A 21,058-nucleotide genomic window follows, 5' to 3' on the forward strand; every position below is an offset into this window, starting at 1 on the left:
ACGCGCTCGGCTGATCGCCCGCCGGGCCCGTTCTGCGCCCGCCGGGCCCGTCCTACGCCGCCGTTGCTCGTGTCATGACGACGTGCACGGCTCCCCGTCGATGCTGCAGTCCGACGGCGCCGCATCGATCAGCGTCGCGCCGTACACGTCGAAGGAGACCTCGACCTGCCCACCCGCGGTGACCGCGGCGCTCGCCGGGTCCGGCACGAACGTCCAGACCGCGCCCTGCTGTGTCACCGACGCACCCTTGACGTTGTCGATCCGCAGCGTCGACCGGGGCATCGTCACGGCGAGCGTCCAGCCGGTCCGGTCCACCGTGCCGGGATTGCCGACCGCCACCCGCGTCTTGTAGCCGAGCAGCCCCGCCACGTACGGCGTGGTGGTGTACCCGGCGGTGAGCGGCACCGCCTCCGGCGCCGTACCGCTGCTCGGCACCGCACCGCCGGACGAGGGTGATGCCGGCGCCGGTGCCGACGAGGCGGCGCCGCTCGCGGACACCGACGCGGACGGTGACGGCGACGACGAGGTCACCGCCGGGGCCCCGGCCGCTGGAGCCTGGGCGTCGGAGGTCGCGGAGATGCCGGTCCCGTCCCGGAAACCCGGCAAGCCTGCCGCCTGATCCGGCTGGACATCGCCCTGACCGGGCCGGTTCAGCTGGACCACGACCAGCACCGCCGTGATCGACACGGCTGCCAGCACCCCCGCGACCAGCAGGAGACGCCCGGCCCGGCGAGGACGGGCCGGAGCCCCGGCGGCCCGGATGCGCGGTTCGGGGGCGGGACCGGTCAGCAACGCGGTGGCCAGCCACCATGCGGTGTCGCGTACCACGTCTGCCGGGGTGCGGCGTTTCCTGGTCATTCGGTGACCGCCTGCAGATCGGTTCGGGTGTCCAGGCTGTCCGGGCGGCCGGTCACGACCGTCGCCGGGATCAGCACGGCGGCGGTGAGCCCGCCGTCAGGGTTGTTGTGGAGGCGGACGACGACCTTCTGCCGGTCGGCGAACCGGCCCGCCGCCCACAGCCCCCACCAGGCGCCGGGCGGCTCGGAGGCGGCCATCATCTCGTGGCCGGTGGCCAGGTCGTCGTCGGTCATGCCCGGCCCGATGTCCGAGACGGTCACCAGGTAGCCGTCGGGCTCGTGCTGCCCGGCGACCACCACCGGTGAGTCGGCCGGTGCGAACGTGGTCGCGTTCTCGATCAACTCGGCCAGCAGATGGGTCAGATCGGTCGCCGCGGTCCCGGCCAGATAGCCGGACTCCACCTCGGTGGCCGTCACCCGTTCGTGATCGGCGATCTCGGCGGCCGCCTCCTGAATGATCTCGTCCACCGCCACCAGCCGTGACCAGGGGCGTTCCGGGGTGCCGCCGGTGAGGGTGACGTCCTTCTCCACGTTGCGCCGGAGCCGGACCGCGAACTCCCCGGCCCGTCGCAGATCGGCGAGGGTCTCCGGGTCGCCGGACCGGCGGGCCATCGCGTCGAGCAGGCGCAGCTGCCGCTGGACCAGGCCCTGGTTGCGGCGTCCCAGGTCGCGCAGCAGTTCGTCGGCGAGCCGTGGCCCGGAGCGGACCGGGCCGGCGGCCGGCACCGGGGCCGCGGTCTCGGCGGACCGGCGGCGCAACGCCACCACCAGCCAGCCGGCCAGGGCGATGAACCCGACACCGCCGATCGTCCCGGCCCACACCGTGGCGGTCACCGCGCGGGCCGTGGCGGCCGCCACCACCTCGTCGCCGGCGCTGTCCCGCAGGTCCCAGAGAGCCGTGTTGAGCTCGTTGAACGCGGGCGCCCAGACGGCCGGGTCCGGGGCGTCGCCGGCGTCGGCCGCGAAGGCGTCCTCGAAGCGGGTCAGCTGGGTCGCCGCCGTGCCGGCCGACAACTGCCGGTGGCGTTCCGTGGCGTCGGCGGGCAGGGCCCCGCCCGCGGCGGTGAGCAGGGCCCGCCGGGCACCGGAGAGCCTGGCCACCCGGGTCCGGTCGGCCGGAGTCGGCCCGGCGGAGGCGGCCGCCGCGGCGGCCAGTAGGGCGTCCTCCTCGGCCAGGATCTCCCGGGAACGGCTCAGAGCGCTGATCCCGGCGTCCGCGGTCACGACGTCCGCCGGGGAGGACGCGCTGATCACCTCGGAGTACGCGGTGACGATCCGCTGGCGCGCGGTGTCCCCGTCGTCGACCGACGCCCGGACGGCCGGCAGGTCGTTCAGCCGGGCCGACAGCCCGTCGGTGGCCGGACCCGACGCCGCCTGCCGCAGCCGTCCGACCGCCTCGTCGGTCTCGGCCCGCTGGGCGTTCAGCGCGGTGTCCGTGCTGTGGGCGACGGACACCCGCCGCTCCGCCTCCAGGGCCAGGATCACCTCGTCGACGGTCTGCTCCCGCTCCTCGGCCGCGGCCCGGAAGGCGTTCGCCTCGACCGCACCCAGAGCGGCGGGCACGGCGGCACCGGCCCAGAACGCCACGAGCAGTCCGGCGCCGAACAGCCGGGTGCGCCGGTTCACAGGCCGCTCTTCGGGTCGCCGATGATCTCGCGAAGCCGGCTGAGCAGCTCGTGACGGTCGGCGCAGCCCAGTCGCTGCCGGATGCGTGCCATGTGATGCTCCACGGTCTTCGCCGACAGGTACAACCGGTCGGCGATCTGTTTGTACGTCATTCCGGCCAGGACCAGCGCGCCCACCTCGCGTTCCCGGGCGCTGAGCAGTTGCTGGCCGGGGTTCGCGGCCCGAACCGGTGCCGCGCTGGTCTCGGGTCGTGCTCCACGATCTTGCAGGACGCGGGCGGACTCCAGCAGCAGGGCCATCGCCTTGCGGTCCGAGGTGCGGATCGCGGCCTGCCCGGCGAGCCGGGCCGCGTCCCAGGCGAGCCCGGCGAGGTTCAGCCCGCGCGCCGCGACCAGCACCGACTCCGGGTCGGCGCGTTCGGCGAGCACGTCAAGCCAGACCGTGGCGGCGTCGGCGTAGGCCGCGGCGTACGCCCCGGCGTCGCGCAACTCCACCAGACGGTCGGCGTGCTGACGGGCGGTGACCCGGTCGTCCGCCAGGATCGCGGCCTGCAACCGGAACCAGTGCAGAACGACCGACCAGAGTGGTGGGTCGCCTAGCTCGGCGAGGAGCCGGTCGGCCTCGGCCAGATGCCCGGCGACCCGGTGAAGCTCACCGAGCCGGGCCGCGGCCACCGCCAGTTCGCCCAGCGGCAGCAGGTTGAACAACTCCACCGGCTGGCCGATCAGGGCCTGACAGGCGTCCGGCCAGGCGCTGCGGAGACCGACCAGGTCGCCGTTGCGGCGGGCAAGGCCGACCCGGAGCGCACTGCCGAACAGGGAGTCCCGGCCCTCCGGGGCGGCGACGCCACCAGGTTCGGGCAGACGCTGCTCGACGTCGGACAGCCGGCCGCGCAACAGCAGGATCCAGGAGCCCAGCAGCCGGTGCCGGGCGGCCAGCAGGGCGCCACCGGTCTGGTGACGCTCGGCGCGGACCAGCAGCGACTCGGCGACGTCCAGTTCGCTGCAGTGCATGGCGACCAGGGCGCCGACCGCGGCCGGGCTGTCCGGCAACAGCGTCGACGGACCCGCCGGAATGATCATTGCCGCGGCCTGGACCAGGGTGGACAGTGCGGCGGCCGGCGGACCGGTGACCGATTCGGCGGTACCGCGGGCCATCAGGGTGGCCGCCGCACTCAGCGAGGTCGGCGGTCGGGCGGACGTCTCGTCCGGGCGGACGAGACGTTCGGCCTCGGCGAGACGGCCGGTCGCGACCAGCCCGACAGCGGCGAACCCGGCCGCCACGCCGGAACCCGCCCACTCGTAGAGCCGCACCGCCTGAGTGGTCTGACCGCGGTGCGCCAGGACCGCGGCCGCCACGTACGCGGCCTCCGCCCGCTGCTCCGGCGTGCCGGCCGACAGGACCTGGTCGGTGAGCCGGGAGGCGTGGTCCAGGTCGCCGGCGAGCGCGATGGCCAGGGCACGGCGGGCCGCGGTGGTGCGGCCGGCACCGGCGGCGGCCTCGAACAACTCCGCGGCCAGCGCCGGATCGTCGCCGAGCGCCTCCTCACCGGCGGCCTCGTAGACCGGGCCGAGACTGCTGCCGGCCGCACCGGGCACCAGGCCGGGGCCCGTGGCGACCTGCAACAGCGGGCGGATCAGGGACAGCACCGGGCCGCCGCGGGCCAGTTGCCGGGCCGCCAGGCGCTGGCGCACGTCGATGCGCTGACCGATCGGGCCCAGGACGGCGATGGCTCGCTGGGCCAGCGGGACGAGCGTGCCGTCGGCGGCGAGCATGCCGGTGGCGCGGCCCTCGTCGACGAGGTCGGCCACGTCGGCGCCGTCCTCCAGAACGGCGGCCATCAGATCGAAGGAGAGGCCGGCGCCGGCCTCGACGGCGAGCAGCAGCATGCGTACGCGTGGCTCGAGCTCGTCCAGGTCGGCGGCGAACGGTGCCAGCGCCGCAACCGGGACCTGTGGCGGGCCGGGTGGCACGGGCGGACCGGCCGCGAGGGCGTCGGCGATCCGGGCCACGTATCGCGGAATGCCCGCGGTCTGCGCGGTGACGAAGGCGGCGACCTCGGCCGGTACGCGTTCGGCGACCTGCTCCGTGGTGAGCGCCGGAAGGGCGATCGCCGGTCCGCCCCGGCGCAGCGCCTCGACCAGCCGCACCAGTTCCGGCCGTCGTGGGTGCGGCCGGTGGGCGACGACGACGCGGGCACCCGGGCGCGCGGCGTGGTCGCGTACCTCATCGAGGTGTTCCGGGGTGAGCAGGTGGGCGTCGTCGATCAACAGGACGTGGTCGGTGTCCGGCGCCCGGGACGGCCAGGGGCCGGCCACCGGCACACCGGCACCGCGATAGGCGTCCGCCAATTGCCGCAGCAGGGTGCTCTTGCCGTAACCGCCGGGGGCGACGACGACGGCGTGCACCGGCGCGGACGGGTCGGCGATCACCCTGGCCAGCAGGTCCGCGGCGGCGGACCGGGCGTTCATCACCGGCGCGCTCATCCGCTCTCCGCCCGCACCGGGACGCGGGTGACCGGCGGCCGGGGCGGGCACTCGCCGGCGGTGCCCCGGACCCGGGTGATCTCCATCGGCTCGGGGGCGGCGGGCAGCACGGCGAACGCGTCGGTGGGTGCCACCACGGCCGGCTGGTTCCGGCGGGACGGCGGCCGCCCGGCCAGCGCCGCACCGATCGCGACCGTCATCCGGGGCTGGGGGTCACGGACGACGGGGACCGGGAAATCGACGCTGAGAAGATCGGACACGTAGGTACATACGGTGCCATCCGCGCCGCCGATCAGAATTGCCGAAAGATCGCCGGGAGCATGTCCTCGGCTGCGTATCAGAGCACCCGCGAGATCGACGGTGGGACGGAGCACGGACTGGGCCTCGGCCGGGGTCAGGCCCTCGACCTCGAAACCGCCGACGTCGTTGAGTTCCGCCGCGGCGAGCAGCTCCATCCGGCCCGGTTGCTGCGGGGCCACCAGCGCCACCTCCGCGGTGGAGCCGCCCAGCCGGAACACGCCGAACAGCCCGCCGCCGGTGGACGCCCGGCCGGCGGCCTGATGACACTCCACGATGGCCCGGGCCCTGGTCACCAGCACGGCACCGGCCAGGTCCGCCTCGTCCAGCCCGGCCCGCAGCAGCCCCAGACGGCCGCCGCCCCAGGTGGAGGGGTGCGCCACGGCGACGCGCATCGGCGGCTCACCCATCAGCTCCCAGACCCGGTCCACCACCCAGCGGACCATCGCGGCGGTCAGCCCGTGCGCGGGGAAGTAGCCGCCGGCGAAGTGCATCGGCAGCGGATCGCCGACCCGGTTCAGGTAGCCGCCCACCGCGTCGGCCGGGTACTGGCCCACCTCGGCGGGAACGACAGTGCCGTCACCGGTCATCCGCAGGGCGGAGGCGACCATCGGCGAACGGACACCCAGGGAGACCGGCTGGGCCGGCCCCCACCCCGAGCCGCCACGCTCCCCCTCGGGGGAACGCCGGCAGACCGCCGCTCGGACAGTGCCGACACCGATGTCAACTCCCAGCACGTAGGGCACGTGTTCATCTCCTCAGATGTCGGTACCTCACGTTCGTACCAAAAGGCGGGGGAGAACCGTCCCCCCAAAAATCGCGGACCGGAGATCCCCTAATCCCCTAATGACCAGGCGTTCGGGGTTGGGGAATCGACCCCGATACCGGATGGCGGCGACCGCTGTAGCTTTCAACTCGGCGCCGGGCCCGCGCCGTCCGGTCTCTATCCGCGCAGCAGCGTCAAGGAGTTCGCCATGACCTCACCCACCCTGCAGGACTTCGTCCTCAACCTGATCTATGACCCGGCGGCCCGCTCGGCCTTCGAAATCGATCCCGAGGCTACCCTGCAGCACGCCGGGCTGAGCGACGTCACCGCGGCCGACGTGCAGCAGGTGCTTCCCCTGGTGCTCGACTCCGCCCCGGTCTCGGGACTGACCGGCGCCGAGGGGATCGACGGGCTCACCACCGGGGTGGCGAGCCTCGACGTCGCCGGCGCGGTCGCCCAGCTGCAGGCGATCACCGCCCAGGTCACGCCGGACACCCTCGTCGACGTCAACGCGATGAGCAACGTCAACGCCACCGTCCTCGGCCTGAACGTCGACGGGCTCACCCAGGTCTCGGTCCTGCCCGGCACCTTCGATCTGGGCGTGGGCACATCGGCGTCGGTCGGCGGGCTGTCGGCCGACAACGACCCGGCCCTCGACCTGGACAGCGCGGTGACCACCCCGGTCGTCGAGTCGGCGACCAGCACGTCGGTGGGGATCACGGAGGCCGGGCCGTGGGACAGCGGTGCGGGCGTGAGCGTCGGCGGCACGCTCGACGCGGTGACCGACATCTCGTCGCCGCTGCTGCCCACGACTTCCGGGCTCCTTGACGTCACCGGGGTGAACGAGGCAACCTCTTCGGTCGGATCGTTGGTCAAGTCGGACCTCGACGTGACCACGTCGATCGATGCGGTCGACGGTCTGGGCGACACCGTGACCGGCGCGGTCACCGGCGTCGACAGCACGTTGCACGGTGTCACCGGCCTGCTGTCCGGCGGCACCGACACGGACGTTCCGGAGACGGAGCAGGCGGACACGGCGGGCACGGCCGGCGTGTTCGGCAGCATGTAGCGGCGACTACGGTCCCTGGCGGGGGACCAAGTACCACGCGGAGAGGCTGACGGACACGGATGACGAACTGGGAAGCCGGGACGACGGCACCGACGGGTCCCACTTCCCTGGCTCCGCGTCAACGATCGGCACTCGACCCGCTGCGGGGGGCCGGGTCCGGCGCTGATCCGTGGTGGATGGACACCATCGACGCGGTGATCCGCACCTGCCACACCCACGGCCGTCCCGACCTGGCCGAACAGCTCACCCGCCGGCGCGGGCGTCTGCTGCACCCGGAACTGCGGGTGCTGGTGACGGGCACCGCGCAGCAGGGCCGGAGCCGACTCGTCAACGCGCTGATCAACGCGCCGGTGTGCGGCATCCTGCCGGACGGTGATGCCACGCTTCCCGTCGTGGTGCGGCATGCCGCCGCTCCGGCGGCACACCTGATCCGGCGCGAGTCACCGACCGTCGACTGGACCGTCGCGGTCGGCATGCAGGCCCGCACCCCACTCGCCCCGGAACGACTGGGCGCGTCCCTGGCCGAGGCCGCGGCGACACTGCCGGCCGGCGCGCCGGTGCACGTCGACGTCGCCGTGCCGCGGTCCCTGCTGGCCGGGGGACTCGTCCTGATCGACGGCCCGGCACTGCACTCCGTGGCCGAGGCGCGGGACCTCGCCGACCGGGCCGGCGCCGACCTCGTCCTCTGGACCTGTGAGGCGGGACGGCAGCTCAGCGACGCGGAACTCGGTGTCGTCTCCGCGCTGAGCCAGGTCTTCCCCGGCCTGCTCGTGGTCCTCACCAAAGCCGACTACACCGCCGACTGGCGTCACGACCTGGCGGAGAGCCGGCAGCGACTGAACCGGGCCGGCATCGCCGCGGCGGTCACCGCCGTCTCCTCCTCGCTGCGGGTGCACGCGGTACGCGCCGGCGACGAAGCCCTCAACAAGGAGTCCGGGTTCACCGACCTGATCGTCTACCTGCGACAGATGGTCGAGGCGAAACCGGACCGGCTGGCCCGGGCCGCAGCCGGGGCACTCAGCCGGATGGCGCTCCAGGAACTCGCGGTGCCGCTGCACGCCGAACTGGCGAACCAGGACGACGACGGCTCCTCGGAGACGGTCGCCCACCTGCAGGCCACCCACCGGCGCCTCGACGAACTGCGCAAATCCACGGTCCGCTGGCAGAACCGGCTCTCCGACGAGGTCACCGACCTGATGTCGGACATCGAACACGACCTGCGGGACCGGGTGAAGGCGCTGCTCGCCGAGGCGGACGAGTTCTTCACCACCGCCGACCCGGCGAAGAGCTGGGACGAGTTCGAGCCGTGGCTGCGGCAGTCGCTGCAGGACCTGGCACGGACCAGCATGTCCTGGCTGACCGAGCGGACCGAGTGGATGGCCCGCCGCACCGCCGACATGTTCCCCGAGGACGCCGGTGACGTGTTGCCGCCGGCCGCGCCGACCGTCGGCCGCGACTCGCTGGCAGGTCTCTCCGGACTGGACGCACCGCCGGTCGCCGAGTTCACCCCCGGGCAGAAACTCTTCATCGGGCTACGCGGCTCGTACGGTGGCATCGTGATGTTCGGTCTCGCCACCACCCTGGCCGGGATGTCGCTGATCAACCCGATCTCGATCGGCGGCGGCGCGCTGTTCGGCGGCAAGAGCGTCCGCGACGAGAGCAAGACGCTGCTGAAACGGCGCCAGGCCGAGGCGCGCGTCGCGGTCCGGCAGTACGTCGACGACATCTTCACCAAACTCAACAAGGACGCCCGGGACAGCGTCCGGCGGGTGCAGCGAGCCCTCCGCGACCACTTCACCGCCGTCACCGAGGACCTGCAGGAAGCGGCCATGGAGTCGCTGCGGGACGCCAAGGCCGCCGCGGACCGGGACACGGCCGCCCGTGAGCTGCGCGGCCGGAACCTGCGCACCGAACTGGCCCGGCTCACCGAGCTGAACACGCAGGCGCTGGCCCTCAGCGATCGGGCCCGGGCGTGACCGGCGGCGACCTGGAACAGCGCGCCCACGCCCTGCTGTCCCAGGCGGCGCACGTCTACCGCGGTCACCCGCGGGCCGCCGGACGGCTGCGCCACACCCTGGACAGGTTCGCCGGCCCGCTGCGCCTCGCCGTCGTGGGCGAGGCCCGGACCGGTAGGTCGACGTTGGTGAACGCGCTGGTCGGCGAGGAGATCGCACCGGTGGATCCGGCCACGTTCGTCACCTACCGGGACGGCACCCAGCCCCGGGCGTGGTGCCACCCCGAGCAGGGCCGGCCCTACGAGGTCCCGGTCACTCGCGGTCCCGGAGGACTCCAGCTCGGCGCGGACACCGCGATGTCCCGGGCCGTCGTGCAGTGGCCGAGCCGCGTGCTGCGGCGCACCGAACTGATCGACACCCCGCCGTCGGTGCCACCCGGCCAGATCCTGCCGGAAGCCGACGCGGTCCTGCTGCTCACGCCACGCATCGGCGAGACGGACCTGAGATTCCTGGGCGCCGGCCGGGGACTGCGCGGCCCGTCGATCCATCCGGTGCACGCGATGGTCGTCCTGACCAAGGCGGACACCCACGGCGACGGGCTCCCCGGCGGGCTGCTGGAGGCCCGGCGTGCCGCCCGCCGCCGGCGCCGCGAACCGGCGATCGGCGCACTCTGCCAGGACGTGGTGGCGGTGTCCCCGATGATCGGCCATGCCGCCCGCACCCTGCGCGACGACGAATACCTGGTGATCGCCCGGATCGCGGCCCTGCCGAAGGCGGAGGCGGACCCGTTCCTGCTGTCGACCGACCGGTTCACCGCGGCCGGTTCGCTGACCGTCGTCGACCAGCAGGCCCGGATCGCCCTGCTGCGACGCCTCGGGCTGGGCGGGATCCGGCTCGCGCTCGCCCTCACCCGGACCGGCTCCACCACCCGCGCCGAACTCGCCGACCGGCTGCACGAACACAGTGGACTGAAGGAACTGCAGGCCTCGATCGGGGAGCTGTTCGTGGCCCGGCGGGCGGCTCTCAAGGCGCGGTCGGCACTGATCGTCCTCGACCAGATCCTGCGCACGGAACTCCTGCCGCCGTCACCCCAGCTGCTGGCCGAGTTGGAACTGCTGATGGCGGGGGCGCACGACTACGCCGAGATGCGGTTGCTGTCGGCGCTGCGATCCGGCCGGGTGGAGCTGCCGGCCGAGACGGCTCTGGAGGCGTTGCGGTTGCTCGGCGGCGCGGGCACCAGCCTGGGTGAACGGCTGGGGCTGCCCACCGAGGCGACCGTCGACGACATCTGGGCGGCGGCCGGAAGCAGCGCCGAACTCTGGCGCGAGGAGGCGGCGCTGGGCTCCCGAACCCCGGCGCAGCGGCGGGCTGCCGCCGTGGTGCTGCGCAGTTGCGAGGCGATCCTCGCCGACCTGACCGTCACCACGCCCTGAGGGTCGGCTCACGGGCGTTGAGGGCCGGTTCACGGGCGTTGAGGGCCGGTTCACGGGCGCCGTTGACCGTGAACCGGAGTTCTGTGAGAACCGACTAGAAGCAGCCCTGGTAGCCGTCGATGGTGGCGGCCAGGACCTCGCGGCCGGGGCGCTCCCACAGGGCGTCGTTCATGACCTCGACCTCGATCGGGCCGGTGTAGCCGGCCTTCGCCACCGCGTCGTGGAACGGGCGCATGTCGATGACGCCGTCGCCGGGCAGGGCGCGGCCGGTCAGGACGCCGGCCGGCAGCGGGGTGGCCCAGTCGGCCAGCTGGTAGATCGCGATGCGGTCGCCGGCCCGGGCGATCTTGTCGAGGACGGTGTCGTCCCACCACAGGTGGTAGGTGTCGACGGTGACGCCGACCTGGCCGACGGGGTGCTGTTCGGCGATGGCCAGGGCCTGGTCCCAGGTGCTGATCACGCAGCGGTCGGCGGCGTACATCGGGTGCAGGGGTTCGACGGCCAGGGTGACGCCGGCGGCCGCCGCGTGCGGGACGAGCCGGCCGATCGCGTCGGCGACGTGCTGCCGGGCGCCGGCCAGGTCCTTCGAGCCTCCGGGCAGGCCGCCGGAGACCAGGACCAGGACTTTCGTGTCCAGGGCGTGTGCCTCGTCGATCGCCCGGCGGTTGTCGTCGAACCAGTCGGGGGCCTGGAAGAAGCCGCTGCGGCAGAGCGACGTGACGGTCAGGCCGGCGTCGCGGACCAGGCCGGCGGAGCGGTCCAGACCGTATTCGGCGACCGGTTCGCGCCACAGCGCCACCTTGTCGACGCCGGCTTCGACGCAGCCGGCGACCATGTCCTCGAGGTCCCAGAACTTCGCGGTGATCTGGTTGAAGGAGAAGCGTTTCATCCGGCCGTCACCTCGAAGAAGCGGTTCGCCCGGTGGGCCGCCAGGTCGGTGTCGGGCAGCAGGTTCGCGGCGTCCGCCAGCTCGATCAGTTCGGCGAAGTGCGGCACCGACCGGCCGGACTGCAGGCCGCCGACCATGGTGAAGTGGTTCTGGTGGCCGGCCAGCCAGGCCAGGAAGACGATGCCGGTCTTGTAGTAGAACGTCGGCTTGCTGAAGATGTGCCGGGACAGCGGCACCGTGGGCGCGAAGATCCGATCGTATTCGGCCAGATCACCGCGATCGAGGGCGTTCAGCGCGGCCGCGGCCGCCGGGGCGATCGCGGCGAAGATGCCGAGCAGCGCGTCCGAGTGGCCCTGGTCGTCGCCGCGGATCAGCGACGGATAGTTGAAGTCGTCGCCGGTGTAGAGGCGGACGCCGTCCGGCAGACGGCGGCGCAGACGGATCTCGTGGTCCGCGTCGAGCAGCGACACCTTGACGCCGTCGACCTTCGCCGGGTTGGCGGCGATCAGCTCCAGCAGCGTCTCGGTGGCCTTGTCCACATCGGGCGAACCCCAGTAGCCCTCGAGCGCCGGGTCGAAGGCGGTGCCCAGCCAGTGCAGCACGACCGGCTGATCCGATTCGGCCAGCAGGTCCTGGTAGATGTCGAGGTAGTCGGCCGCGTCCCGGGCGGTCGCCGCCAGGTGGCGGCTGCACATCAACACCGGCTTGGCGCCGGCTTCTGCCACGTCACTCAGCTGTTGCTTGTACGCTCCGCGAACCTGCTCCAGAGTCGCGGCCCCGACCGGCAGCTGGTCGGTGGCGACCCCGGCGACGATCAGTCCGCCGGCCGCTTTCGCCTCGGCGGCGCTGCGCCGGATCAGTTCCCGGGTCGCGGTGTAGTCCAGGCCCATCCCGCGCTGGGCGGTGTCCATCGCCTCGGCCACGCCCAGTCCGTGTGACCAGAGGTGGTGGCGGAACGCCAGAGTGGTCTCCCAGTCCAGCACCGCCGGCGCACCGGGCGCGTTCTCGGCCGTGGGGTCGGCGACGACGTGCGCGGCCGCGTACGCGATCCGGGTCTGTGCTCTGGTTGTGGGTTTCTCCCACGCGTTGTGCGAGGTGAGGGTGAGGGTCCGCCCGCCGGGCAGATCGACGGTCGCCATCTCAGGCGTTCTCGATCTCGATGCGACGGCCGTCGCGCGCCGACTGCAGGCCGGCTTCGGCCAGGCGCACGCCGCGGGCTCCGGAGGCGAAGTCCCAGTGGAACGGCTCGTCGGCGACCACGTGCCGCAGGAAGGCCTCCCACTGCACCTTGAAGCCGTTGTCGAACTCGTCGTTGTCCGGCACCTCGGACCATTCGTCGCGGAACGACTTGCCGGTGAGCGGCAGATCCGGGTTCCACACCGGTTTCGGCGTGGTGGCTCGGTGCTGGATCTTGCAGCCACGCAGGCCGGCCACGGCGCTGCCATGCGTGCCGTCGACCTGGAACTCGACCAGTTCGTCGCGGTTGACCCGGACCGCCCAGGACGAGTTCAGTTGGGCGACGATGCCGCCCTCCAGCTCGAAGATCGCGTAGGCGGCGTCGTCGGCGTCGGCCGTGTACTTCTCGCCGCGCTCGTCGACCCGCTCGGTGATGTGTGTGGAGGTGGTCGCCTGCACGCTGCGGACCGCGCCGAACAGTTCCTCGAGCACGTAGTTCCAGTGCGGGAACATGTCCATCACGATGCCGCCGCCGTCGGCGAGCCGGTAGTTCCAGGACGGGCGCTGGGCGACCTGCCAGTCGCCCTCGAACACCCAGTAGCCGAACTCGCCGCGCACCGACAGGATCCGGCCGAAGAAGCCGCCGTCGATGAGGCGCTTGAGTTTGCGCAGGCCGGGCAGGAACAGCTTGTCCTGCACGACGCCGTTGCGCACGCCCGCGGAGGCGGCCAGCTCGGCCAGTTCCCGCGACGCGGCGGAGCTCTCGGCGAGCGGCTTCTCGGTGTAGACGTGCTTGCCGGCGGCGATCGCCTGACGGATCGCCTTCTCCCGCTGCGCGGTCACCTGCGAGTCGAAGTAGATCTCCACGTCCGGGCGGGCGAGCGCCTCGGCCAGGTCGGTGGTCCACTCGGTGAGGCCGTGCTGCGCCGCGATGGCGGCCAGCTTGTCGGGGTCGCGGCCGACCAGGATCGGCTCGGGCCAGATATGCCCGCCGCCGGGCAGGGGGACACCGCCCTCCTCCCGGATGGCGAGCAGGGAACGGACCAGGTGCTGCCGGTATCCCATCCGACCGGTCACGCCGTTGATGACGATGCCGATCGATCTGCGTGCTGCCATGCGGACTCCTCCTCGCTGCCTGTCGCCTTACCGGGCAGTCACTCCGTACTGTCCTCGGGAAAGCGCTTTCCTGCTGCTGGCAGCGTAGGCATCCGACCCCCTGTCGGACAAGGGGGCGGTTGGCACTCCGCAGCAGGTGACCGGCGTCACAGCATACTGCGGGCAACCTCTCCGGCCTGGTGATCCACATGTGGGTGTCCGTTCCGGCGAAAGGAAACCCCATGGAAGACGCACCGAAGAAGAGCGGCCGTAAGAGGAAGGTCGTCCTCGCGACCGGAATGGCGGCCGTGGTCGCCGGCATGGGTGGCCTCGCGGCGACCTCGTTCGCCGACACCCCTGCGGTCCCCTCCTTCTCGGACGACTTCTCCGACGGCGACACCGCGGGCTGGGAGAAGTCCGGCGGCACCTGGTCGATCGCCGGCGACGGCGACAAGTCTCTCCAGCAGGCCAAGACCGGGGCCACCCTGTCCCGGCAGTTCGCCGGATCGGCCGACTGGACCGACTACACGGTCCAGGCCGCGATCGAGCCGCGGTCGATCGCCGCCGACGGGTACGCCGGAATCGTCGCCCGGGCCACCAGCTCCACCACCTTCTACCGGCTGGCGGTGACCGGTGCGAACAAGGTCCGCCTGGAGTCGGTCAAGTCCGGCACCGCGACCGTGCTGGGTGAGGCGGCGCTGACCGTCACGTCCGGCAAGGAGTACACGCTGGGCCTGACCGTCAAGGGCGACAAGCTCACCGGCTCGGTCAACGGGGCGTCGATCCTGAGCGGGACGGCCTCCACGTCCGCGAAGGGGCGGATCGGGCTCCAGACGTACAGCGGAACCGCGCAGTTCGACGACGTGGTGGTCTCGGCCTCATCGTCCGCCACGGCCTCTCCCACCGCCTCGGCCGCAGCCTCCGCCACTGCCACTGCCACTGCCTCGGCCCCTGCTTCGGCCTCCGCCTCCGCCTCGGCTTCTCCGTCCGCTTCGGCTTCCACGCCCGCCACCTCGGCCGGCACTTTCGAGAACAGCCCGATCGGATTCGGCGCGGGCACGACCGGCGGCGCCGGCGGCACCACCGTGAAGATCACCTCGCTGGACCAGCTGGTCACCGAGGCGGCGTCCGACGGCAAGAAGATCCTGCAGATCTCCACGGTCCTCAAGGGTGACGGCAGCGACCAGGTCGTCGTCTCCTCCGACAAGACCATCGTGGGTGTCGGCTCCAACGCCGGACTGACCGGAGCGGGCATCTTCATCAAGAAGGCCAGCAACGTCGTCGTCCGCAACCTGAAGATCTCGTTCGCGGTGGCGCCGGTCGACCTGATCGCCGTTCAGAAGTCGGACCACATCTGGATCGACCACAACGAGCTCTTCAACGACACCAGCCACGACAAGGACTTCTACGACGGCATGCTCGACCTGACGCACGCCACCGACCTCGTCACGGTCTCCTGGAACTACCTGCACGACCACTCGAAGGGCTCGCTGCTCGGCCACAGCGACAACAACGCCGCCGAGGACACCGGCAAGCTGCGGATCACCTACAGCCACAACTGGTTCGACAACGTGGCCTCCCGGCTGCCGCGCCTGCGCTTCGGCACCGTGCACCTGTACAACAACCTGTTCACCAACGCCAAGACCAGCGGCATCCACTGCCTGATGAACTCGCAGTGCCTGGTGGAGAACAACGTGTTCGTCGACGTGAAGCTGCCGGTCTGGACCACGCAGGACTCCGACGAGGACGGCGCCGCGGTCATCTCCGGCAACGACTTCGGCGGTGCGGAGCCGGTGATCACCAAGACCGGCACGTTCACCAAGGCGCCCTACACGGTGACCCTGGACGCGACCGGGACCGTCGCCGCCACCGTCAAGGCGGGCGCGGGCGCCGGCAAGCTCTGACCCGTCCCCTAGCGGGCGACCCTTTCCAGGAACAGGACGGCGGCCTCGGCGACATCGGCCGCCGTCCAGTCCAGGGAATGCTCGGTGACGGTGACCTCGGTCATCGCGTACCCCGGGACCTCGGTGTCCCGCCAGCCACCGGCGAACCAGATCCGCTCCTGCTCGGCCAGGGCCAGCACGGCATCGTCGAGAGCCCGGGCCGGGTACGGCAGGAAGAGCCGGAACTGGTGGGTGTGCGGCGGTGACGGGAACACCCGGGCGCCCGGCACCTCGGCGAGCGCCGCCGCCACGATCCGGGCGTGCCGCACGTAGTCCGGCAAACGGGGCAGCTCCCGGTCCAGCCCGGCCTGCGCGGCCAGGACGGCCGGCCACTGCTGGAAGACGTCCCCGCCGTACCGGTGCCGCCAGTCACGGGCGTAGGCGGCCAGCGCGGTGCTGCCGGCCAGCGCCGCGCCACTGATCCCGTCGACGCTCTTGTAGAACGACACGTACACGCTGTCGGCCAGCGCGGCGATCTCCGGCAGGGTGTGCCCCAGGTACGGCGCGGACTCCCAGAGCCGGGCGCCGTCGAAGTGCACCCGGGCACCGGCAGACCGGATCTCCGCGCACAACGCGACCAGCTCCGGCCAGGTCGGCAGCACGAAACCGGCGTCCCGCAACGGAAGCTCGACGACGACCGTCCCGACCGGCTCGCCCAGTTCGGCGATCTCGGCCGCGGTCGGGTTGCGGGGTTCGGTGGTCGGGTGGACGGCGCGCAGGCCGGAGAGGGTCGCGTACGCATGCCCCTCGTGCATCTCCTGATGCCCCAGCGGATGCAGGGCGATCGACGGAACCCCGCCGTGATCGGCCGCGTACCGGACCGCGACCTGCTGCGCCATCGTGCCGGTCGGGAAGAGGACCGCTGCCTCCATGCCGAGCAGCGCGGCGACCCGTTCCTCCAGGATGGACACCGGCCCGTTGCCGTAGCGGTCGGGCAGTCCGTCGAGGTCGCCGCCGCGGGCCAGATCGGTGAGGCGCTCACGCATCGTCGCCGGGCGTACCCCGGAGAGGATCCGCTCGCACGAACGCATGGCCAGCATGCGACGTTCACGGGGGTTCTCGGTCATCGCTCGATTCTGTCGTACCCTCCGGCTAATCTTCGCGCCACCTGATGACGCCGGACGACGAGGTGAGAGCAGTGCCGACTTTCCCCGACTTCGTGTTCCCGGCCGCCTGGCGGCGGTTCCGTTACGCACGTCGTGGCAGTGCCGGCGCCGGCTCGTTCACTCCCGACCCACAGGCCCGCTCGCTCGTCGACGCCGAGCTGGAGCGGGCGCCCGGGCGGGTCCGCGCGGTTCTGGAGTCCGGCACCACCCCCGAGGATCTGCGGGCGGCCGGGCTGGCGTGGCTCGCCGGCGATCCAGCCGCACCACCGGCCGGCGCCGCCGCGGTCGCCGCGTCCCTCAACCGTCACTGGCACCGGCGCGGCGAGGCCGGCGTCTTCGCCGATCTGTGGATCGCCGAGCGGGGCACCCGGTTCGCCGCGGAGGCGGCCGTCCAGCTGATGGCGCTGATCCTCGACGACCGGGCCAACCGGTTCGTCCTGACCGGCAACGACAGCCCGGGGGTCCGCGGCATGCACCCCGGCGAGCGGCGGCCCAGCGGCTACCAGCTGGACCTGCCGGTGGAGGTTCTGCTGCGGGTCCGGTCGGCGCTCGCCGCCCTGCCCGAGGAGGAGTTCACCGCGATCGTCGCGGTCCTCGAGCCCTACCGCGCCGGCCACGCCTACCAGCGGGCCGGCACCTCGGTGCTGGTTCCCGGCCGCACCGACTGGGTCGAGCAGGACGTGCTGTCCACGGTCGGTGACACCGACGACTACCGCGCGTCCGCCCTGATCACCGCGGTGAGCACGGTCGACCATGCCCGGATGTTGGCGCCGCTGGCCGGCACCTGGGACGTCCTCGGTTCGATGCCCATGCTGACCACCCTGGTCGACGGAATCGGGCCGGCCGCGGCACCGGCCCTGTTCACCTGGTTCGACCAGCAGACCCACTACGTCGAGGTGCAGCGCCGGCTGCTCACCGTGCTGGTCCAGCTGCCCGGCGACGAGGTGCTGACCGGGCTGGCGGACCGCGTCGGCGTCCGGCACGTGGCACCCGCGCTGCTCGACGCGGCCGGCCGGTTCCCGGCCCCGGCCCTGCGTGTCCTCGCCGAGAAGGCCGGACACCGCCCGGTCGCCGACCTGCTCCACGGATTCGTCCGCACCCACGCCGCGCTGGCCGCCGAGGTGCTGCCGGAGCTGAGCGAGGCCGCCGCCGACCGGGTGCGCGGCATCCTCGACGACGCGGCGGGCATGCGGGTCGCGCCGGTCTCCGCGGTGCCGCCGCTGCTCGTCGACCCGCCCTGGCTGCACCCCGGCAAACCCGCCAAACCAGTCGTGATCACCGGCCTGACCTGCGACGATCCGCCCACCGTGCGGTGGCTGCCGGGCGAGCGGGAGGCCTGGCTGCAGACGCCGGTCCGCCGGTTCGACCCGCCCGGCCGCAGCTGGAAGCAGGTCGCCGACCGTGTCGCCGCAGGCCGGGCCTCCTGGTTCGAGGCGTTCCAATTCTTCACCGAGGCCCCGGAGGAACTGGCCCGGCCACTGGTGTCGGGCTGGCGCTCCGAGGAGACCTGGTACACCGAGCCGTGGATGCGGGTGATCGCGGCCCGCCTCGGCGCCGACGCCCTGCCGCCGATCCTCGCCCTGGTCACCGGCGGGGCGACCGACGTGCCGCCGGTGCTGATGCCGTTCGCGTCGCCCGGGATCGCGGTGCTGGCCGCCGACTGGCTGGCCCGCCTGAAAACGTTGCGGCGCACCGCGCTGGAGTGGCTGCTGCGGCATCCGGCGGAGGCGGCCCGGGCGCTGGTGCCACCGGCGCTGGGCAAGGCCGGCACCGCCCGCCGCCAGGCCGAACAGGCACTGCTCGCCCTCCACACCAACGGGCAGACCGCTGCGGTTCGGGCGGCCGCCTCGTCATATGGGACAGCGGCCGCGGACGCCGTCGAAACACTGCTCGCCACCGATCCGCTGTCCGTCCTACCGGTGAAACCACCGGCCGTCCCGGCGTGGGCGCTGCCCGACCTGCTGCCACCGGTCCACCTGCGCGACGGATCCGGGGTGCTGCCCGCCGCATCGGTGGCGCACCTCGTCACGATCCTGTCGGTGTCGCGGCTCGACGACCCGTACCCCGGGGTGAAGATCGTCCGCGAAGCGTGCGAACCGGCGAGCCTCGCGGAATTCGCGTGGGGCGTGTTCCACCGCTGGACGTCGACCGGCGGCACCGCCAAGGAGAACTGGGCGCTCGACGCGCTCGGCCTGTTCGGCGACGACGAGACGGTCCGGCGCCTGACCCCGCTGATCCTGGCCTGGCCCGGTGAGGGCGGGCACGCCCGTGCGGTGGCCGGCGTCAACGTGCTGGCGGCCATCGGCACCGACGTGGCCCTCATGCACCTGCACGGCATCGCGCAGCGCGCCAAGTTCAAGGGGCTGCGCAGCGCCGCCGAGCAGCGGATGGCCGAGGTCGCAGCCGGGCTCGGCCTCAGCTCGGAGGAGCTCGCCGATCGTCTCGTCCCCGACCTGGGGCTGGATGCCGACGGCAGCCTGCGCCTCGACTACGGTCCGCGGCAGTTCGTGGTGGGCTTCGACGAGCAGCTCCGGCCGTTCGTGCTGGACAGCACCGGCAAGAGACTCAAGGCCCTGCCGAAACCGGGCGCCCGGGACGACGCGGAGCTGGCGCCGGCCGCCTACCAGGCGTTCAGCACGCTGAAGAAAGACGTGCGGACGATCGCCACCGACCTGGTCCGGCGGCTGGAGCAGGCGATGGTCGGCTCCCGGCGCTGGACCGGCGAGGACTTCCAGCGGCTCTTCGTCGGGCATCCGCTGGTCCGGCACGTCGTCCGGCGGCTCGTCTGGGGCGTCTTCGACGAGGCCGGCACGCTGGCCGGGTCCTTCCGGGTCGCGGAGGACTCCTCGTTCGCCACCGTCGAGGACGAGCCGGCGACGATCCCGGCGGGCACGCTCGTGGGGGTGCCACACCCGCTGCACCTGGGCGACAGCCTGGCGGCGTGGTCGGAGGTCTTCGCCGACTACGAGATCCTGCAGCCGTTCCCGCAGCTCGGGCGGCCGGTGTTCGCGCTGACCGCGGAGGAGGCGGCCGGCACCGACCTGGTCCGGTTCGAGCAGCTCACCGTGCCGGCCACCAGCGTGCTGAGTCTGGAACGGCGCGGATGGCAGCGGGAGAGCCCTCAGGACGCGGGGATCCAGGGGCGGATCGAGCTGACCATCGCGCCGGGACTCGAGGTCGGCGTCGACCTGGAGCCGGGGATCGTGGTCGGCGATGTCACGCACTTCCCCGAACAGAAACTCACCGACGTCTACCTGCACGACGGCACCGGGTCGGGCCGGGGCGCCGACGGGCGGGGGCGGGTGCCGTTGTCGGCGCTGTCCGCGGTCGCGGCGTCCGAGCTGCTCCGGGATCTGACCGAGCTGACCACGGCCTGACCGTCACGCCGCCGTCTGTTCCCTGAGACGGCCGGTCACCGCCGGGTAGCCGTATCGGTGCAGCATCGGCCACGCCAGTGCGGTGACCGTCAGGCGCGGCCCGATCGGCTGGTCCCGGCGCCACCGGTCGTCGGGGCGCAGTTCCACCGGGCCGCTGCGGAAGCGGCCCGGGTTGCCGGAGACGGTGTGGTTGGCGGCCAGCAGCACCGTCGTGTCGTCGAGGAACGGGTCGGTGCCGCCGTGCACACCGGTGAAATCGAGCAGGCCCGCCACCGTCGCGCGCGGGGCGGCGGCGAAGTCCTCGTAGCGCAGCAGGCGGTAACGGCCCGGGTAGGTGCGGGCCAGCCGTCCCGCGTACGCGTTCCAGACCAGCCAGTGCAGGGTGCTGTCGGCCGGCCGGTGCCGGCTCATCGTGGTGGGTTTGCGCCGGTCCGGCTGCGGGGTGGTGCTCATCCACGAATACGTCACCGCCCGTGGATCGCGGACCATGTGCAGCAGGTACGGCTCGATGTCGCGCATCTGCGGCAGCAGCGCGGCACCGGACGGGACCTTGGACGAGTCGACGATCAGTTCGGCGCCGGTGACCTCGGCGATCGCGTGGTAGAGGCGGGTGAGCACGCGCCGGTACTCGTCGGCCTCGTCGGAGAGCGGGCCGCTCAGCAGGGCACCGGTGTGGCGTACCCGGGTGACCCGTTGCTGCAGGTCGGTCAGGTGCCGCAGGTCGGGCTGCCGGTCGCCCCATGCCACGTGCAGGATCTCCCGCCACAGGGCGCAGCGGGTGAACTGGTCGCCGCAGCCGCATTTGCGTTTCTGCATCAGCCCGCGCCGCCACAGGTAGAACAGTTCGCCGGTGGAGAAGACGGTCTGGTGCGAGTTGAGGATATTGTCGACGATGGTCGTCCCGCTGCGACCCCATCCGGCGATGTACAGGACCTTCACCATGATCGGGAGTCTTCTGCCGGATGCTGAGTGCCGCCTCGGCG

The 21,058-nt window shown here is 72.6% G+C and carries 14 protein-coding genes; 5 read left to right on the top strand and 9 right to left on the bottom strand.

The genetic code is table 11. The features are described from left to right. Nucleotides 1–72: 72 nt before the first annotated feature. Genes QSK32_RS27010 through QSK32_RS27025 form a run of 4 tightly spaced genes read right to left on the bottom strand, consistent with a single transcriptional unit; the run spans nt 73 to nt 6,012 of the window. On the bottom strand, nt 73–858 hold the full coding sequence (locus tag QSK32_RS27010) for a cellulose binding domain-containing protein (RefSeq protein ID WP_285473510.1): 786 nt from the start codon (nt 856–858) through the stop codon (nt 73–75). Beyond that, a complete protein-coding gene (locus QSK32_RS27015) occupies nt 855–2,483 on the bottom strand; it encodes a sensor histidine kinase (protein WP_285473511.1) in 1,629 nt (542 codons plus the stop codon). The genes QSK32_RS27010 and QSK32_RS27015 overlap by 4 nt, the downstream gene beginning before the upstream one ends. After that, complete coding sequence (locus QSK32_RS27020; RefSeq protein WP_285473512.1) at nt 2,480–4,969, bottom strand: LuxR C-terminal-related transcriptional regulator; 2,490 nt, start codon at nt 4,967–4,969, stop codon at nt 2,480–2,482. Before QSK32_RS27020 ends, QSK32_RS27015 begins: the two co-directional genes overlap by 4 nt. Next, complete coding sequence (locus QSK32_RS27025) at nt 4,966–6,012, bottom strand: hypothetical protein (RefSeq protein WP_157411328.1); 1,047 nt, start codon at nt 6,010–6,012, stop codon at nt 4,966–4,968. The genes QSK32_RS27020 and QSK32_RS27025 overlap by 4 nt, the downstream gene beginning before the upstream one ends. Before the next feature lie 228 nt (nt 6,013–6,240). On the opposite strand from QSK32_RS27025, the gene QSK32_RS27030 reads away from it, so the two are divergent. From QSK32_RS27030 to QSK32_RS27040, 3 genes are all read left to right on the top strand, one after another. Beyond that, entirely contained in the window at nt 6,241–7,101 is an 861-nt protein-coding gene (locus QSK32_RS27030) for an IniB N-terminal domain-containing protein (protein WP_045745698.1), read from the top strand. A 176-nt stretch (nt 7,102–7,277) separates the two neighbouring features. Beyond that, complete coding sequence (locus tag QSK32_RS27035) at nt 7,278–9,077, top strand: P-loop NTPase family protein (RefSeq protein ID WP_285473513.1); 1,800 nt, start codon at nt 7,278–7,280, stop codon at nt 9,075–9,077. Further along, nucleotides 9,074–10,489 (top strand): P-loop NTPase family protein, encoded by a 1,416-nt coding sequence (locus tag QSK32_RS27040; RefSeq protein ID WP_285473514.1) that lies wholly within the window; start codon nt 9,074–9,076, stop codon nt 10,487–10,489. The genes QSK32_RS27035 and QSK32_RS27040 overlap by 4 nt, the downstream gene beginning before the upstream one ends. Before the next feature lie 94 nt (nt 10,490–10,583). Here QSK32_RS27040 and QSK32_RS27045 read toward each other — a convergent pair whose 3' ends face one another. The 3 genes from QSK32_RS27045 to QSK32_RS27055 are packed head-to-tail and all read right to left on the bottom strand — an operon-like array spanning nt 10,584 to nt 13,670. Then, the gene (locus QSK32_RS27045; protein ID WP_045746747.1) at nt 10,584–11,378 is read right to left on the bottom strand and encodes a sugar phosphate isomerase/epimerase family protein; all 795 of its coding nucleotides are present in this window, start codon (nt 11,376–11,378) and stop codon (nt 10,584–10,586) included. Further along, nucleotides 11,375–12,517 (bottom strand): dihydrodipicolinate synthase family protein, encoded by a 1,143-nt coding sequence (locus QSK32_RS27050; RefSeq protein WP_045746746.1) that lies wholly within the window; start codon nt 12,515–12,517, stop codon nt 11,375–11,377. Before QSK32_RS27050 ends, QSK32_RS27045 begins: the two co-directional genes overlap by 4 nt. 1 nt (nt 12,518) lies before the next feature. Next, nucleotides 12,519–13,670: a Gfo/Idh/MocA family protein gene (locus QSK32_RS27055; RefSeq protein WP_045746745.1), complete on the bottom strand. Its 1,152-nt coding sequence runs from the start codon at nt 13,668–13,670 to the stop codon at nt 12,519–12,521. 221 nt (nt 13,671–13,891) lie between these two features. Here QSK32_RS27055 and QSK32_RS27060 point away from each other — a divergent pair, with 221 nt between their 5' ends. After that, the gene (locus QSK32_RS27060) at nt 13,892–15,553 is read left to right on the top strand and encodes a pectate lyase family protein (protein ID WP_285473515.1); all 1,662 of its coding nucleotides are present in this window, start codon (nt 13,892–13,894) and stop codon (nt 15,551–15,553) included. Nucleotides 15,554–15,561: 8 nt separating this feature from the next. On the opposite strand, the gene QSK32_RS27065 is transcribed toward QSK32_RS27060, so the two are convergent. Continuing rightward, nucleotides 15,562–16,659 (bottom strand): threonine aldolase family protein, encoded by a 1,098-nt coding sequence (locus QSK32_RS27065; RefSeq protein WP_045746744.1) that lies wholly within the window; start codon nt 16,657–16,659, stop codon nt 15,562–15,564. A gap of 71 nt (nt 16,660–16,730) precedes the next feature. Here QSK32_RS27065 and QSK32_RS27070 point away from each other — a divergent pair, with 71 nt between their 5' ends. Further along, nucleotides 16,731–20,075, top strand: coding sequence for a DUF4132 domain-containing protein (locus QSK32_RS27070; protein WP_285473516.1), 3,345 nt, complete (start codon nt 16,731–16,733; stop codon nt 20,073–20,075). 3 nt (nt 20,076–20,078) lie between these two features. Here the strand turns inward: QSK32_RS27070 and QSK32_RS27075 are convergent, their stop codons facing one another. Next, nucleotides 20,079–21,017 carry a sulfotransferase gene (locus QSK32_RS27075; RefSeq protein WP_285473517.1) on the bottom strand — a complete coding sequence of 313 codons (939 nt, stop codon included), beginning with the start codon at nt 21,015–21,017 and terminating at the stop codon, nt 20,079–20,081. Nucleotides 21,018–21,058: the final 41 nt, after the last annotated feature.

It is taken from the genome of Actinoplanes sp. NBRC 101535 (genome assembly GCF_030269225.1).
In the GTDB taxonomy this organism is placed as follows: Bacteria; Actinomycetota; Actinomycetes; order Mycobacteriales; family Micromonosporaceae; genus Actinoplanes; species Actinoplanes rectilineatus.